13 protein-coding genes are annotated in these 16,008 nt (G+C 54.4%); 12 read left to right on the top strand and 1 reads right to left on the bottom strand.

Annotated features, from left to right (window positions below):
• Positions 1–19: 19 nt before the first annotated feature.
• The 3 genes from asnB to B051_RS0119155 all read left to right on the top strand — a co-directional run bounded on the left by asnB (position 20) and on the right by B051_RS0119155 (position 4,311).
• Positions 20–1,891 (top strand): asparagine synthase (glutamine-hydrolyzing), encoded by a 1,872-nt coding sequence (gene asnB, locus B051_RS0119165; RefSeq protein WP_018479851.1) that lies wholly within the window; start codon positions 20–22, stop codon positions 1,889–1,891.
• A 98-nt stretch (positions 1,892–1,989) separates the two neighbouring features.
• Positions 1,990–3,336: a UDP-glucose dehydrogenase family protein gene (locus B051_RS0119160; protein ID WP_018479850.1), complete on the top strand. Its 1,347-nt coding sequence runs from the start codon at positions 1,990–1,992 to the stop codon at positions 3,334–3,336.
• A 9-nt stretch (positions 3,337–3,345) separates the two neighbouring features.
• Positions 3,346–4,311 carry a UDP-glucuronic acid decarboxylase family protein gene (locus B051_RS0119155; protein WP_026236537.1) on the top strand — a complete coding sequence of 322 codons (966 nt, stop codon included), beginning with the start codon at positions 3,346–3,348 and terminating at the stop codon, positions 4,309–4,311.
• Positions 4,312–4,386: 75 nt separating this feature from the next.
• Here the strand turns inward: B051_RS0119155 and B051_RS0119150 are convergent, their stop codons facing one another.
• The gene (locus B051_RS0119150; RefSeq protein ID WP_018479848.1) at positions 4,387–5,634 is read right to left on the bottom strand and encodes a tetratricopeptide repeat protein; all 1,248 of its coding nucleotides are present in this window, start codon (positions 5,632–5,634) and stop codon (positions 4,387–4,389) included.
• A 110-nt stretch (positions 5,635–5,744) separates the two neighbouring features.
• Between B051_RS0119150 and B051_RS0119145 the strand changes: the two genes are divergently transcribed.
• From B051_RS0119145 to B051_RS0119100, 9 genes are all read left to right on the top strand, one after another.
• Positions 5,745–6,659, top strand: coding sequence for a M20/M25/M40 family metallo-hydrolase (locus tag B051_RS0119145; RefSeq protein WP_018479847.1), 915 nt, complete (start codon positions 5,745–5,747; stop codon positions 6,657–6,659).
• A 272-nt stretch (positions 6,660–6,931) separates the two neighbouring features.
• Positions 6,932–9,187 (top strand): sodium-translocating pyrophosphatase, encoded by a 2,256-nt coding sequence (locus B051_RS0119140; RefSeq protein ID WP_018479846.1) that lies wholly within the window; start codon positions 6,932–6,934, stop codon positions 9,185–9,187.
• Between the two features lie 94 nt (positions 9,188–9,281).
• Positions 9,282–9,824, top strand: a complete 543-nt coding sequence (gene hpt / locus B051_RS0119135) for a hypoxanthine phosphoribosyltransferase (RefSeq protein WP_018479845.1) — start codon at positions 9,282–9,284, stop codon at positions 9,822–9,824.
• Between the two features lie 118 nt (positions 9,825–9,942).
• The gene (locus B051_RS0119125) at positions 9,943–10,533 is read left to right on the top strand and encodes an adenylate kinase (RefSeq protein ID WP_026236536.1); all 591 of its coding nucleotides are present in this window, start codon (positions 9,943–9,945) and stop codon (positions 10,531–10,533) included.
• A gap of 109 nt (positions 10,534–10,642) precedes the next feature.
• Complete coding sequence (obgE, locus tag B051_RS0119120; protein WP_018479842.1) at positions 10,643–11,635, top strand: GTPase ObgE; 993 nt, start codon at positions 10,643–10,645, stop codon at positions 11,633–11,635.
• Positions 11,636–11,802: 167 nt separating this feature from the next.
• On the top strand, positions 11,803–12,375 hold the full coding sequence (locus B051_RS0119115; RefSeq protein ID WP_018479841.1) for a nucleotide exchange factor GrpE: 573 nt from the start codon (positions 11,803–11,805) through the stop codon (positions 12,373–12,375).
• Between the two features lie 5 nt (positions 12,376–12,380).
• Complete coding sequence (dnaJ, locus tag B051_RS0119110) at positions 12,381–13,529, top strand: molecular chaperone DnaJ (protein ID WP_018479840.1); 1,149 nt, start codon at positions 12,381–12,383, stop codon at positions 13,527–13,529.
• Between the two features lie 194 nt (positions 13,530–13,723).
• Positions 13,724–14,635, top strand: coding sequence for an ABC transporter ATP-binding protein (locus B051_RS0119105; protein WP_018479839.1), 912 nt, complete (start codon positions 13,724–13,726; stop codon positions 14,633–14,635).
• Positions 14,628–15,959: an ABC transporter permease gene (locus B051_RS0119100; protein WP_018479838.1), complete on the top strand. Its 1,332-nt coding sequence runs from the start codon at positions 14,628–14,630 to the stop codon at positions 15,957–15,959. Before B051_RS0119105 ends, B051_RS0119100 begins: the two co-directional genes overlap by 8 nt.
• The last annotated feature ends 49 nt before the right edge of the window (positions 15,960–16,008 follow it).

Raw genomic sequence — 16,008 nt, 5'->3', positions numbered from 1 at the left:
CGCTTAAATAAGGACCAGAATGGGGAGAATTTCAGGTATATATGCTTTCACAGCCGCAGGTGCCGAGGTGCTGCAGCGCATGCGCTCTGGCCAGCAGCAGAGAGCAAAAGCGGAAGAACTATACCTGCTGGAGGATAAGTTAGGGTTGTCTTTCAGGCGAACGGAGTCTCCATCTGACCCAGTGTGCATACAGGACCAAAACGGCCGCTATACCTTGTTATACAGTGGCGAAGTATACAACCAGCTAGAGCTCAAAAGTAAACTTCAAGCCGCCGGCTATACCTTCCGAACTGACAAAGAGGCCGAGGTGGTCCTGCAACTGTACCGGCGGGAGGGGCAGGAGTTCCTGAAGAAACTGCGTGGGCGATTTGTACTCGCCCTCTACGACCACCGCGAGGACTCCCTTTTCATTGCCCGCGACAGGTATGGCGAAAAGCCGCTCCTCTACTACAAAGACGGCGATAAACTGCTTTTCAGCTCCAGCATGGCAGATTTGCTGGCGCTTGGTGTTCCACGTGAATTGGACTATACCTCTCTCTTCCAATACCTGCAGTTGGGCTACGTGCCTGCCCCGGCCTCCATGCTGAAAGGTGTGAAGAAACTGCTTCCGGGCAACTTCCTATACCTTAAAGGCGGCAAATTGCACCAGAAGATGTGGCATCGCCTTCCTTTTGAACCCGAAAAGGCCGCCAGCAATACACTTCCCTACAAACAGCAGCAAGCAAAACTGGAGAGGCTCCTGGAGCAGGCCGTCAGCTCCCGCCTGCCAGCCCATGCGCCGGTTGGGGCTTTCCTAGATGGTGGCCTCAACACGTCTGTGGTCGTGGCCCTGGCGGCCGGGCACGTGCCACATCTGAAGACTTTCTCTCTGGCAGTAAAGAGCCAACCCAATGCCGAGATGGCTCGCTTGTCCAGCTTAGTTGCAGATAAGTACAAGACAGACCATACTGTATGCGAACTGGCAACACAGGACATGCAGGCACTCATGATGGAGATGTTGGAAGGTATGGACGAACCGCTCGCCGCCCCCTCTGCGCTTATGACTTTCATATGGGCCAAAGCCGCGGGTGGGCAGGTGCGGCATGTGCTGTCCGGGGATGGGGCTGATGAGCTGTTTGCAGGTATTGCAAGGCATCAGGCTGAGTACCAGTTGTTAGCAAAGGGTGCTGGGATGGGCAAGGCGAGAGGTATGGCTTTTCTTTGGAATTTATTATCCCCGACCCGCAACACTTTCGCCGCTAACAAAGTAAGACAACTGCAGCGATTCGCAGAAGGGGCCGGTATGTCCCCCAAGGAACGGTACTGGAATTGGGCCAGCAGGGCCTCAGAAAGCGAAGCAAAGGCGATGCTGCATCCAAGGTTGGCTGCCACTGTCAGTAACAGGCTCTATGAGGCACGCAAGCAACGGCTGTTGACTTGCCTGGACGAGGGTAAATACAGCCTGAACCACATGCTCTGTGCCGATTGGCAGCTGATTCTTTCCAACGAGGTGCTACAGAGCCATGGATTGGTAGAATCAGGAGGCGGTCCAGAGATACGGAGTCCGTTCTTAGACCAGAAAATCGTTAAATTTGCCTTTTCGCTGCCTATTGCCTCCAAACTGGATGCTGCCACGCAAAAGAAAATACTGCAGGACACGTTCAAAAACAGGTTGCCTAAGGAGCTATACAACCGGCACGAAAAGAGGGCAGAGTTACAAATGTATGATTTATTACGGGGAGCAGCGCTACCTTTAGTGCAGAGATATCTGTCAGACGAGTTTATCCGGCAGCAGGATATTTACGACCTGGAGCAAGTCGGGCGGCTTAGAACCGGGTTGACCCAAGCTACACAGGCACAGGTATGGAGCTTAGTTGTTTTTCAGCATTGGTGGTCAAAATGGATGACCTGACCGATTTGAACGCAAAGCTTTGACTGGAAAAGTGATACTCAAAGTGAAATAGTATTATAAAAACCTTAATTTTGTAGTTCAATCAAAGACATTTACCTATGAGAATAGCAGTAGTTGGCACGGGGTACGTGGGCCTGGTTACGGGCACGTGCTTCGCCGAGGTGGGCATCGACGTGACGTGTATCGACATCGACGAACGGAAGATAGAAAACCTCAAGCGGGGCGTGCTGCCCATCTACGAGCCGGGGCTGGAGGAGATGGTGACGCGTAACGCTCAGAAGGAGCGACTCTCGTTCTCCACCGACTTAGGAGCCAGCATCCAGGGCTGCCAAGTAGCCTTCATTGCCGTGGGCACGCCCCCAGGAGAGGACGGCTCGGCTGACCTGAAGTACGTGCTGGCCGTGGCCCGGGCCATCGGACAGCATATGAGCGACTACCTGGTGGTGGTGACCAAGAGCACCGTGCCTGTGGGAACGGCGGCCAAGGTGCGCCGCGCCATTGCCGAGGAACTGGAGGCACGCGGTGCCGACATAGCCTTCGACGTGGCCTCCAACCCCGAGTTCCTCAAGGAAGGGGCGGCCATCGACGACTTCCTCAAGCCTGACCGCATCGTGGTGGGCGTGGATTCTGAGCGGGCCGAGAAGGTGATGAGCAAGCTTTACAAGCCTTTCCTGATGAACGGTCACCCGCTCATCTTCATGGACATCCCTTCGGCTGAAATGACCAAATATGCGGCCAACGCCATGCTTGCTACTAAAATATCGTTCATGAACGACATCGCCAACCTTTGCGAGATTATGGGCGCCGACGTGAACATGGTGCGCAAGGGAATCGGCTCTGACGCCCGCATCGGCAACAAGTTCATCTACCCAGGTATCGGCTACGGCGGAAGCTGCTTCCCTAAGGATGTGAAGGCGCTGATTCGCACGGCGGCCGAGAACGGCTACCAGATGGAGGTGCTCAAGTCGGTGGAGACGGTCAACGAGCGCCAGAAGTCGGTGCTCTTCGACAAAATCAGCCGCCACTTCAACGGCGAGTTGGCCGGAAAGACCTTTGCCGTATGGGGCCTGGCCTTCAAGCCCAAGACCGACGACATGCGCGAGGCCCCCTCGCTGGTGATTATAGAGCGGCTGCTGGCAGAGGGTGCCAAGGTGAAGGCCTACGACCCGGTGGCCATGCAGGAAGCCGCACACACGCTCGGCGAGCGCATCGAGTACGGCAAGGATGAGTACGAGGCGCTCATCGACGCTGACGCCCTGCTGCTGGTGACCGAGTGGCCTGAGTTCCGCTCTCCCAACTTCGCCGTGGTGAGCAAGCTGCTCAAAGAGAAGGTGGTATTCGACGGGCGCAACATCTACGACGCCAAGGAGCTCGAGGAGAAGGGCTTCGCCTACTACGGCATTGGCGTTAAGGAGCGCGTTCCGCAACTCAACCAAACCGTATAACACCCCGACATGGAAAGAAAGAGAGTATTGGTCACAGGCGGAGCCGGGTTTCTTGGCTCCCACCTGTGCGATAGATTGATAAAAGAAGGCTACCATGTGATGGCGATGGACAATCTCATCACAGGAAACCTGGAGAACATAGAGCACCTCTTTAAGCTGGAGCAGTTCGAGTTCTACCACCACGACGTGTCAAAGTTCGTGCACGTGCCGGGCAAGCTGGATTACATCCTGCACTTTGCCTCGCCTGCCAGCCCAATAGACTACCTCAAAATCCCGATTCAGACGCTGAAGGTAGGCTCTTTGGGCACGCACAATCTGCTGGGCTTGGCCATGGCCAAGGGAGCGCGCATGCTTATCGCCTCCACCTCAGAAGTATACGGCGACCCGCTGGTGCATCCGCAGACAGAAGACTACTGGGGTAACGTGAACCCGGTGGGTCCGCGTGGCTGCTATGATGAGGCCAAGCGCTTCCAAGAAGCCATGACGATGGCGTATCACATGCACCACGGCCTGGAGACGCGCATTGTACGCATCTTCAATACCTATGGTCCGCGCATGCGCCTGGACGATGGCCGTGTGCTGCCTGCCTTCCTGAGCCAGGCGCTCCGTGGCGAGCCGCTAAGCATCTTCGGGGACGGCTCTCAGACGCGCTCGTTCTGTTATGTGGATGATTTGGTGGAAGGCATCTACCGCTTGCTACTGAGCGACTACCACCTACCGGTGAACATCGGCAACCCGTCCGAGATTACCATCAAGGAGTTTGCCGAGGAAATCTGTAAGCTGACTGGCGTGGAACTCAACATTGAGTACCAGCCGCTGCCGACCGACGACCCGCAGAAGCGCCAACCGGACATTTCCTTAGCCAGAGAGGTGTTGGGATGGGAGCCACAGGTGGACCGTGCCGAGGGACTCAGAAGGACGTTGGAATATTTCAAAGAGAAGGTACAGGTGCCTGCTGAAAAAGCGAATGCATAAAATAGCGCACTGCTATACCTTATAAACAGAAAAGGCCCCAATGTTGGGGCCTTTTCTGTTTATAAGGAGGTTTTCCTAGATTCTTTTATTCGCCTTGATAAATGCTTTGGCTTCCTTGTTGGCAGCTGATTTCTTCTCCGTGGTCTCCTCCACAATGGAGTAGTATCGTTTTGCCGCCTTCAGGTCCTTTTCCTGCTTGGCAATGCGGGCTAAATTCAGGTAGGAGTTAGCGAAGTAGCCAGAGTCGCGCTCATTGCTCATCTCGGCAAACATGATGGCGTTCTGGTAATAGGCTTTCGCCTTCTGGTAATCCCGGTACTTGTTCTGGTTGATATAGGCCAAGATGTAGGAAGCATAGCGCCCACTCACGGCTTCGTAGCCGGGCATCTGCTGGTCCAGTTTGTTGAGGATGTCCAGGCTAACACGCTCAGCCAGGGTGAAGTGACCTTGCACAAACAACGAACGGGCATAGAAACGCTGGAAATAGGCATTGTTGGGATATTTTATAGCCAAGTCCTTGGCCAGCTCAAGAGCAGCCTCCATGTTACCTTCCTCGTTGGCATATATCTTCATCAAGAAGAACTTGGCTTCTGTGCCGGTGTAGAAACCACTGTTGGCCACGTGGCGCAGCTGCTTAATACCAAGCCGCTTGTCACCGTTCGGAAAGAAGGCCAGCACGGGGCGCAGCATTTTGTAATTTTCGTGTATCCAGACGGAGTAGTAGTTGAAGAGGGCCTCTCCGAAAAGGAACTCAGGGCTCAGCCCGTTTCCGGCTTTGGCTGCCTCTAAGTACTCCAAGGCACGCTTGCTGGCCACGGTGGCTTTGCGCCAGTTGCTGCGCTCTGAGTGCAGCCGGGCCGCGAAACCGTTGGCGGCGGAAAGGAAAAAAGCCGCCTCAAAGTTTTTCTCGTCGGCATCATACAGCTTCTCCGCCTTTTGAATGGTGGTATCCATGTAGGCGAAGAACAGGTCATCGTACTTCAGGGTTTGGATGTTGGTGGGCACAATCTTCCACCATTGGCTGAGGCCCATCAGGAAGTAGGGCAGTGGGTGCTGGGGATAACGGCGGCGAAGTGACTTGAACTGCTTCTCGGCGAGCGCGTACTTGAAGTTGTACATGTTGTCCACGGCACCCTCCAGTTCGTACTGTATGTCCATGTCCATCAGGAGCATGCCCTTTACGTTGCCGGCACTCGGAATCACCTCCACAGACTGTATTGTCATCTCTCGCATCACCGTGGTGTCGGGCTTCACCCTGTTAGCCTGTGCCGAAGCCAAGGCAGGTATGAGAACACCGAGGAGAACAAAAACAATCTGCTTCATAAGCTCAAATAGGTTTCCGGGACGCAAAGGTACTGCACCTGTACAATTCAGATGGGTACTAAATGTACAACAATTATATTAAATTTGAATTGATACAAAAGAAATAATATATGAAACTCCTGAAGCAACTCTGCAGCATACACGCCCCATCCGGCAACGAAGAAAAACTATCCCAGTTTTTGCTTAACTACATCGAAGAACATAAAGTTCAGTGGAAGCGGCAGCCTGTCATACTTCATGGGGAAGGGTTTCAGGATTGTATTTTGCTCATATTCGGCAAGCCCCGGGCAACCATTTTCGCACACATCGATTCCATTGGGTTCACCGTCCGGTATGGAAACCAGTTGGTCAAGATAGGTGGCCCTGACTTGCAAACAGGCTATACCTTGGTAGGAGAGGACTCCCAGGGTAAGATTGAATGCACGCTGGAAGTTGACGAGGAGGAACACGAGATACGGTACAATTTCGAGCGGGAGATTGAGCGCGGCACCGAGCTGGTGTTCAAGTGTGACTTCCGGGAGACTGAGGAGACGGTGCAGTCCTGCTACCTGGACAACCGGTTGGGGGTGTGGAGCGCCCTGAAGGTGGCGGAGACGCTGGAAAACGGCATTATCGCCTTCAGCAGTTGGGAAGAGCATGGGGGCGGTTCCGTAGCATACCTGGCCAAGTACATATCCGAGCGCTATGGCGTACACCAGGCGCTGGTGTCGGACATCACGTGGGTGACGGAGGGCGTGGAGCCTGGCAAAGGCGTGGTCATCAGCATGCGGGACAGCCTGATTCCACGAAGGTCCTATGTGCAAAAGATAATAGGTATAGCCAGGGAATCAGGTATACCGTTTCAGCTGGAGGTGGAAGGCTCCGGGGGCAGCGATGCCAAGGAATTGCAGCACGGCCCTTATCCCTGGGACTGGTGCTTTGTGGGCGCGCCTGAGGACAATGTGCACACCCCGAATGAGATTGTGAACAAGAAAGACATCGACAGCATGGTGGCACTGTACCGGGAGTTGATGGAGAAGCTGTAAGACAGAATTTACCTGCTACAGAGCCGAAGGCCGACTCGTCAGAGTTGGCCTTTTCTGTGCTCCATAAGGCCGACTAAGCTGGTCTTGGGAGGCTTTATGGCAGGTATAGACGGTTCGTTGTGCAAACATCTAAGCTATAGGGGAATAGCGGACCAGGCGCGGGTGAAGCTTTAGTACGCGATATTTGGAAAAGTCAAACCAATAGCTTTTCTTTAATAGCTATATAGCAATTCTGAAAAAATAACCCTTACAACACAACTAACCCTTATTGAATGGAAAATATTCTCTACGCAATTCCCGGATTTGGTCTGGCGGCCCTCCTGTATACCTTCATACGGTCGGCTTGGGTAACGAAGCAAGAGGCGGGTAACGAACGCATGACAGAGATTGCCCGTCACATCTCCGACGGCGCCATGGCCTTCCTGAAGGCGGAGTACAAAGTACTCTTTTACTTCGTGATTATTGCCAGCTTGTTCCTGGGCTACCTCGGCTATTCCGGCGAGAAGTCCCACTGGACCATTGTCATCGCCTTTATCATTGGTGCCCTTTTCTCAGCTATCGCAGGTTTCATAGGTATGCGCATCGCCACCAAGGCCAACGTGCGTACCGCAGAGGCGGCCCGTACCAGCCTCTCACGGGCGCTCACCGTGTCGTTTGCGGGCGGCTCCGTGATGGGTATGGGGGTGGCCGGTCTGGCGGTGCTGGGTCTGGGTTCGCTCTTCATCGTGCTGTACTACTACTTTGTGTATAGCGTGAACGGCGACGTGAACGGACACGAAATGGAAGTGGCCCTGGAAGTGCTCACCGGTTTCTCGCTGGGCGCTGAAAGTATCGCCTTGTTCGCGCGCGTGGGCGGCGGCATCTACACGAAAGCGGCCGATGTGGGCGCTGACCTGGTAGGCAAGGTGGAGGCAGGTATACCCGAGGATGACCCGCGCAACCCAGCCACCATCGCCGACAACGTAGGCGATAACGTAGGTGACGTAGCCGGTATGGGCGCTGACCTTTTTGGTTCTTATGTCGCTACCATCCTGGCCACGATGGTGCTCGGACGCGAGGTGATTTCTGAGGACAATTTCGGAGGTATGGCACCTATCATTCTGCCCATGCTGATAGCCGGTCTGGGTATCATCTTCTCCCTGATTGGTATGCTGTTCGTGCGGGTGAAGGAAGGTGGCAATGTGCAAGCGGCCCTGAACCTGGGCAACTGGATTTCAGTTATCCTCACCGCCGTAGGCGCCTATTTCGCCATCAACTGGATGATGCCGGAGAACCTGGTGCTGCGCAACTTCGAGTTCACTAACGATGGTGTCTTCTATGCCGTCATCATCGGTCTGGTGGTGGGTACGCTCATGAGCATCATCACGGAGTACTATACCGCTATGGGCAAAGGACCTGTGAATTCCATTGTGCAGCAGTCCTCCACCGGCCATGCCACCAATATCATTGCAGGTCTGGCGGTAGGTATGCAGTCCACGGTGCTACCCATGATTGTGCTGGCGGCCGGTATCGTGCTGTCGTATGCAGCGGCTGGCTTGTACGGCGTGGCCATTGCGGCGGCGGGTATGATGGCCACCACGGCCATGCAGCTGGCCATTGATGCCTTTGGCCCCATTGCCGACAACGCCGGAGGTATAGCCGAGATGAGCGAGCTGCCAAAAGAAGTGCGCGGACGCACCGATATACTGGATGCCGTGGGTAACACCACTGCTGCCACCGGCAAAGGCTTTGCCATCGCTTCGGCGGCCCTTACTTCCCTGGCTCTTTTTGCGGCCTTCGTAGGTATAGCCGGCATCTCCAGCATCGACCTCTATAAGGCGCCTGTGTTGGCAGGTCTGTTCATCGGGGCCATGATTCCGTTCATCTTCTCAGCACTCTGTATTGCGGCTGTGGGCCGTGCGGCCATGGCGATGGTGCATGAGGTGCGTCGTCAGTTCCGCGAGATTCCGGGCATCATGGAAGGCACTGGACAGCCGGAGTACGAAAAATGCGTAGCCATTTCGACCAAGGCGGCCATCCGAGAGATGATGTTGCCAGGTGCCATCGCTTTAATAGTGCCAATTGTAGTAGGTTTTGGCTTCCAAGGTGTTTTCCCTGATACGTCCTCTCCTGAAATATTAGGCGGTCTGCTGGCTGGTGTGACGGTGTCAGGCGTGCTGATGGCGATGTTCCAGTCCAACGCCGGAGGCGCCTGGGATAACGCCAAAAAGTCATTTGAGAAAGGTGTGGAGATAAACGGCAAGATGGAGTACAAAGGCTCTGAGCCACACAAAGCGTCTGTGACCGGCGATACGGTGGGTGACCCTTTCAAGGATACATCCGGCCCGTCCATGAACATCCTCATCAAACTGATGTCCATCGTATCGCTGGTGATTGCGCCGCACATCGCCCTGGAGCAGGAGCCGCCATTGCCAGAGGCGCCGGTTGAGATAAACATGGAGGTGGCGCCGGTCACCCCTGAAACGGCCGATGCCGCCATCGATTCAGAAACCACTGTCGCTTTTGAGCGTTTCGTAGCGAAAAACTGAGTTTAGTTTGCTTTAGTTTGAATAAGCCCAGCCCTGCGTTGGGCTTATTTTTTATTATCCGTACCTTTGTTTTACAACAACCCCATTATACTCTATGGAGCCCCGTACCATTACGCTTCACGATTGTGAGTTCAGTACTTACATGTACGAAGAAGAAATCATCGCGCGTATACACATGCTGGCAGAGCAGATTGAGCAGGACTATGCAGGCAAAAACCCACTGTTTCTGGCGGTTTTGAACGGTTCTTTCATGTTTACAGCCGATTTGATGAAGCGAATCGACGTTCCTTGTGAGATATCCTTCATCCGCATGTCCTCTTACCAGGACATGCACAGCACCGGGCAGGTGAAGGAAGTATTGGGCCTGACGGAGAACATAGAGGGGCGCGATGTGGTGGTGATTGAGGACATCGTGGACACAGGCCATACCGTGAATGCACTGTTGCAGCAACTCAAAGCCAAAGGACCGGCATCCGTAGAGATTGTCACCCTGCTCATGAAGCCAGAGTGCCTCCAGCACCAGTTGGAGGTGAAATATGTGGCCAAGTCTATACCTAACGACTTCGTGGTGGGCTATGGCCTGGACTACAACGGCCTGGGCCGTAACCTGCGCGACATCTATAAGATAGTGAATTAGTGCTGCTTATACCTGTTGTTTTTTGCTGCATACCTGGGCAAAGGCCGCAGGCGAGCCAAAAAAATTGAACAGTACATCGATTTTATACTTAGTTTTGTTTTTATTATAAATCAAAGATATGCTCAACATCGTTTTGTTTGGCCCTCCTGGTGCTGGTAAAGGAACTCAAAGCCAAAAGCTGATAGACAAGTATAACCTCATTCACCTGTCCACGGGTGATTTGTTACGCTCAGAGATTGCCGCCGGCACTGAACTGGGGTTGAAAGCCAAATCCTTGATGGACAACGGCCTGCTGGTGCCAGACGAAGTCGTGATTGGGATGATTGAGAACAAAGTGAGGGAGAACAGCCATGCTGGCGGGTTTATCTTTGATGGCTTCCCTCGTACCGTGCCACAGGCGCAGGGGCTGGACAAGCTGCTGCTCGACCTGGGCACAGAAATTTCCTGCATGCTGGCCCTGAAAGTGGACGATGAGGAGCTGACAAAGCGCCTGTTGCTGCGTGGCCAGACTTCAGGTCGTCCGGACGACCAGAATGAAGAGCTGATTCGCAAACGCATACAGGAGTACAACACCAAGACTACTCCAGTGGCTGACTACTATGCGGGCCAGGGCAAATTCTGTGCTGTGGATGGCATCGGTGAGATAGACGAAATCTTCGCTGACCTGTGCAAGCAGATTGACTCCCTGAAAGAGAAGCAGCAGAAGTAAGAGCTGCAGCGCGCTTTCTACATACATGATTACAACAGGCAAAAGCAACCTGCCCCCAGCGGACAGGTTGCTTTTGCACTGAAACTTATACCTATTAGCATTACCTGATTTGGCCCAATCCAACTTCATCGATTACGTAAAAATCTGTTCCCGCTCAGGGCACGGAGGCGCTGGCTCAGCGCACCTGCACCGCGACAAAAGGACTGCCATGGGCGGCCCTGATGGAGGAGACGGGGGCAGGGGAGGCCATGTTATCCTGCGCGGCAACTCGCAGCTCTGGACATTGCTGCACCTTCAATTCCGCAAACATGTTATTGCTGAGAATGGGCAGGGCGGTGGCCCGAGCCACTCTTCGGGCGCCCAGGGCAAGGACGAAGTGCTGGAAGTGCCACTCGGTACCATTGCCCGCAACGCCGAGACAGGCGAGTTCATGTGCGAGATAACCGAGGATGGGCAGGAAATCATCCTGACACCCGGCGGACGCGGCGGATTGGGCAATGCGCACTTTAAGTCGCCCACCAACCAGACGCCGCGCTATGCACAGCCAGGCGAGGAAGGTATAGACGAGTGGGTGGTACTGGAACTTAAACTGCTTGCCGACGTGGGACTGGTGGGCTTCCCGAACGCCGGAAAGTCCACTTTGCTTTCGGTGGTGTCAGCGGCTAAGCCCAAGATTGCTAACTACGCCTTCACCACCCTGGAGCCTAACCTGGGCGTGGTGGCCTACCGTGACTACAAATCCTTTGTGATGGCTGATATACCGGGTATCATTGAGGGCGCTTCGGAGGGCAAGGGGCTTGGGCTGCGCTTCCTGCGACACATCGAACGGAACTCCATGCTGCTGTTTATGGTTTCATGCGAGAGCCCCGACATTGCGGAGGAGTACAACATCCTGATAAAGGAGCTGGAGACATACAACCCGGAGCTGCTGGACAAGAAACGCATCCTGGCTATCACCAAAACCGATATGATTGACGATGAGCTGGAAACCGAGATGCGCGAAACCCTGCCCAAAGATATACCGGCCGTGTTCATCTCCAGCATCACGCAGAAGAACATCACCAAACTGAAGGACATGATTTGGGAGGCGCTCACCAGTTAGTGTGTCAGCCAATCGTGTCTTCAAAATCGGTAGAGGCTGCAAGGCTTGCTACCGATTTTTTTATGACCTGTACCCGCCAGACAAGTGCCAGAATGGCACAATAGCAGGTTTGGCAAGACAATTGAAAAGACAAAATAGACCTATCAACCTATAATTCTTCAGGCATTATGTCAGATAAAGATATCAAGAAAGAGCAGGAAAAAGCAGAAGTACAAGATAACACGGCCAACACAGAGGAAACCAATGGCCAGGTGCAACCTGAGACCGACGAAGCAGCTGCTGAGGCAGGCTCGGAGAGCAAAGCGGAGGCCGAACTGGCCGAGATGAAGGACAAATACATCCGCCTGATGGCAGAGTTCGAGAACTTCAGACGCAGGACAAGCAAAGAGCGGGGCGAACTGCTGAAGACCGCGAACGAGGACCTGATGACTGAACTGCTGCCTGTGCTGGATGATATGGAGCGCGCGCGCCAGTCCATGGAATCGACCAAAGAGCTGGATGCCATGCTGCAGGGCCTGGAACTGGTGTTCCACAAACTGAAGCACGTGACGCAGCTCAAGGGACTGAAGCCCATTCAAATTGAGACAGGCGACGACTTCGACAGCGATTTCCACGAGGCGGTCACACAAATCCCGGCTCCGTCAGAGGAACTGAAAGGCAAAATAGTAGACGTAATCGAGAAGGGCTATACCTTGAACGACAAGGTAATCCGTTTCGCGAAAGTTATCATAGGAGCTTAATTCAAATGGCCAAGAGAGATTATTACGAGGTTTTAGGTGTAAGCAAAGGGGCGAGCCAGGAAGAGATAAAGAAGGCTTACCGTAAGCTGGCCATCAAGTACCACCCTGACAAGAACCCGGACGACCACACGGCCGAAGAAAACTTCAAAGAGGCGGCAGAGGCCTACGAGGTGCTGAGCGACCAGCAGAAGCGCCAGCGCTACGACCAGTTCGGCCACCAGGGCATGAACGGCGGCTTCGGCGGCGGAGGCGGCATGAACATGGAGGACATCTTCTCCCAGTTCGGCGACATCTTCGGTGGCGGGGGCGGTTTTGAGAGCTTCTTCGGGGGAGCCGGACGTCAGGGAGGCGGCCGACGCACACGCAAAGGCAGCAACCTGCGCATCAAGCTGAAGCTGAACCTGGAAGAGGTAGCTAACGGCGTAGAGAAGAAAATCAAGGTGAAGCGCTATGTGGCGTGTGGCACCTGCGGCGGCAACGGCGCCAAGAACGGCACCGACATGCAGACCTGTAACTCCTGCCAGGGTTCCGGCCAGGTACGCAAGGTGGTGAACACCATGCTCGGTCAGATGGTCTCCACGGCCACTTGCCCTACCTGTAACGGTGAAGGCCGCATTGTGACCAAGAACTGCGAAGCCTGCCACGGAAGCGGCAGAGAGTTACAGGAAGAAGTCATCACCATCAACGTGCCGGCTGGCGTGATGGACGGTATGCAGCTGTCTATGAGCGGCAAAGGCAACGTGCCCGAGCGTGGCGGCGTGCCCGGCGACCTCCTCATCCAGATTGAAGAGGAGCCGCACCCAAGCCTGAAGCGCGACGGCAACAACGTGATATTTGACCAGTACATCAGCTTTGTGGATGCAGCGCTGGGTGCCGACATCGAGGTGCCGACCATTGGCGGGCGCGTGAAAATCACCATCAAGCCAGGCACGCAGAGCGGCGAGATTTTCAGGCTGCGTGGCAAAGGCGTAAAAGACATAAACGGGTATGGCAAAGGCGACCAGCTGATACATATCAACGTGTGGACGCCGAAGTCGCTGAGCAGTGAGGAGCGCGCCATGCTGGAGCGCCTGCGCGTGTCAGACAACTTCGCGCCGCACCCAGGCAAGAACGAAAAGGGCTTCTTTGAGAAGGTGAAAGACTACTTCCAGTAGCAGCCCACCTGTCACAGGTATAGGAGAGCCTGCCTTTCTGCATGAAAGGCAGGCTCTTTTTGCTTGGTCCTGCGGCTGCCGCGGTTGATGTGGCCCATGCTTCGGTTAGTCGATTAAGTATAGGCATCCACTGATATTATTTGTCACACATCCTGAAATAGGCTATTTTTGAATAAACCAAAAGGTGAACCGCATTGAGCATCCTTAGAATTGAAGGCGTAACCAAGCGTTATGCCAACCACACAGCCCTGGATAATGTCAGCTTTGTGATTCCGACCGGCTGTATTTTCGGGCTGCTGGGGCCAAACGGCGCCGGCAAGACCTCCCTCATACGCATCATCACCCAGATTACCGGTGCCGATTCCGGTGAGATATACTTCAAGGACCAGCGCCTGAAGCCCGACCACATCAAAGACATAGGCTACCTGCCAGAGGAGCGGGGCCTGTACAAGAAGATGAAGGTGGGCGAGCAGTTGCTATACCTAGCGCAGCTCAAGGGCCTGTCCAAAGACGAGGCCGTGGCCCGCATAAAGGAGTGGGTGGCGCGCTTCGAGATAAAGGAGTGGATGAACAAGCACATAGAGGACCTCTCCAAAGGTATGCAGCAGAAGGTGCAGTTCATGGCCACTGTCATGCACGAACCCTCGCTCATCATCCTGGATGAGCCCTTCTCTGGTTTCGATCCCATCAACGCCAACCTGATAAAGGACGAAATCCTGCGCCTGCGCGACAACGGGGCCACCATCATTTTCTCGACGCACCGCATGGAATCGGTGGAGGAGCTATGCGACAACATTGCGCTCATCAACCGCGCCCGCAAGGTGCTGGACGGGCCCGTACGCGAAATCAAGGACACCTACAAAACAGACACCTTCCAGGTCATAGGCAATGGGCGGCTGCTAATTACCTCACCGGATTTTGAGGTGCTGGAGCAGCACGAGAACCACGGCGTGTTCCGGGCCGCCATCAAGCTGCTGGAAGGTGCCACGCCCAACGACCTGTTGCGCTACCTGATTCAGCGGGTGGAGGTGCACTCCTTCGTGGAACTGGTGCCAAGCATCAACGACATTTTCATCCGAAAAGTAAAAGAGACACACCATGCATAAAATCTGGCTAATCATACAGCGCGAATATCTGACACGGGTGCGGAAGAAGAGCTTCATCATCATGACTTTCCTGACGCCGCTGCTGCTGGCCGCCTTCATGGTCATACCTGCCTGGCTCGCCACCATCTCCGACAGTGATGAAACCGTGATGGTGCTCGACGAGAGCGGCCTGTTCCTGGATAAGCTGGAGAGCAAGGAGGACCTTAAACTCATACCTGTCGCCGGCTCGCTGGACCAGGCCAAGACGGTATACCAGGAAACCGATTACACGGCCCTGCTGCACATCCCGAAACTGGATTTAGACAACCCGGAAGGTATACGCATCTACTCCAAGAAGAACACGAGCCTGCAGGTGAAGTTCAGGCTGGAGAACATGCTGGAGAACGAGATTGAAAACCAGCGCTTTGTGGCCTCAGGTATAGACCGCGACATGCTCAACAGCATGAAAGCGAACATTGATGTGACCACTGTCAACCTGAGTGAGCGTGGCGAACAGGACAGTAACGTATGGGTGACCTCCGGAGCGGGTATCATTGGGGCGGTTATCATTTACTTCTTCATCTTCTTGTATGGCGTGCAGATTATGCGTGGCGTGATAGAGGAGAAGACCAACCGCATTGTGGAGGTGATGATATCATCGGTGAAGCCGTTTCAGCTGATGATGGGCAAGATAGTAGGTATAGCCGGCGTGGGCCTGACGCAGTTTCTGCTTTGGGTGGTGCTGTCTACCATTGTGGTGGGCGGTGTGCAGGCGGCTTTCGGCATAAAACCTGCGCCTACGCCCATAGAGCAACTGCAGGCCGGACGAGCCGCCGCTGCCGGTGAGGAAGAGCAAACCGAAGAGGCCGCCTCCAACAGCGAGACACTGGCAGAAGTGAGCGGTGCCATCGCTAACCTTAACTTCCCGCTGATTATCGGTTGTTTCCTGTTCTACTTCCTGGGCGGATACCTGCTGTACGGTTCGCTGTTCGGGGCCATAGGCGCCGCCGTGGACAACGAGACGGATACGCAGCAGTTTATGTTCCCGATTACCATCCCGCTCATCATCTCGTTCATCATGTCGTACACGGTGGTGATTAAGAACCCGGATGGGCCGGTGGCGTTCTGGATGTCGATTATTCCATTCACGTCGCCTATCGTGATGATGGTGCGCGTGCCGTTTGGAGTTCCTGCCAGTGAGTTGCTGCTCTCCATGGCGCTACTTGTGCTGGGTTTCATCTTCACCACCTGGATTGCCTCCCGCATCTACCGCGTAGGCATCCTGATGTATGGCAAGAAAATCAACTACAAAGAACTGTCGAAGTGGCTGTTTTACAGGGTATAGCCTGTCAGGTAAAGGTATAGATTTAGATAGCTGGCTCTTCGGGGCCGGC

It is taken from the genome of Pontibacter roseus DSM 17521 (genome assembly GCF_000373265.1).
Classification (GTDB): Bacteria; Bacteroidota; Bacteroidia; order Cytophagales; family Hymenobacteraceae; genus Pontibacter; species Pontibacter roseus.
This window is presented reverse-complemented; position numbering and strand designations above follow the sequence as displayed.

What these genes read in the sequence shown, in the direction of transcription:
- B051_RS0119140 (WP_018479846.1), top strand. Translation starts at nt 6,932, where the DNA reads ATGGAAAATATTCTCTACGCAATTCCCGGATTTGGTCTGGCGGCCCTC.
- B051_RS0119100 (WP_018479838.1), top strand. Translation starts at nt 14,628, where the DNA reads ATGCATAAAATCTGGCTAATCATACAGCGCGAATATCTGACACGGGTG.
- B051_RS0119155 (WP_026236537.1), top strand. Translation starts at nt 3,346, where the DNA reads ATGGAAAGAAAGAGAGTATTGGTCACAGGCGGAGCCGGGTTTCTTGGC.
- B051_RS0119115 (WP_018479841.1), top strand. Translation starts at nt 11,803, where the DNA reads ATGTCAGATAAAGATATCAAGAAAGAGCAGGAAAAAGCAGAAGTACAA.
- B051_RS0119150 (WP_018479848.1), bottom strand. Translation starts at nt 5,634, where the DNA reads ATGAAGCAGATTGTTTTTGTTCTCCTCGGTGTTCTCATACCTGCCTTG.
- hpt (WP_018479845.1), top strand. Translation starts at nt 9,282, where the DNA reads ATGGAGCCCCGTACCATTACGCTTCACGATTGTGAGTTCAGTACTTAC.
- B051_RS0119145 (WP_018479847.1), top strand. Translation starts at nt 5,745, where the DNA reads ATGAAACTCCTGAAGCAACTCTGCAGCATACACGCCCCATCCGGCAAC.
- asnB (WP_018479851.1), top strand. Translation starts at nt 20, where the DNA reads ATGGGGAGAATTTCAGGTATATATGCTTTCACAGCCGCAGGTGCCGAG.
- dnaJ (WP_018479840.1), top strand. Translation starts at nt 12,381, where the DNA reads ATGGCCAAGAGAGATTATTACGAGGTTTTAGGTGTAAGCAAAGGGGCG.
- B051_RS0119160 (WP_018479850.1), top strand. Translation starts at nt 1,990, where the DNA reads ATGAGAATAGCAGTAGTTGGCACGGGGTACGTGGGCCTGGTTACGGGC.
- B051_RS0119125 (WP_026236536.1), top strand. Translation starts at nt 9,943, where the DNA reads ATGCTCAACATCGTTTTGTTTGGCCCTCCTGGTGCTGGTAAAGGAACT.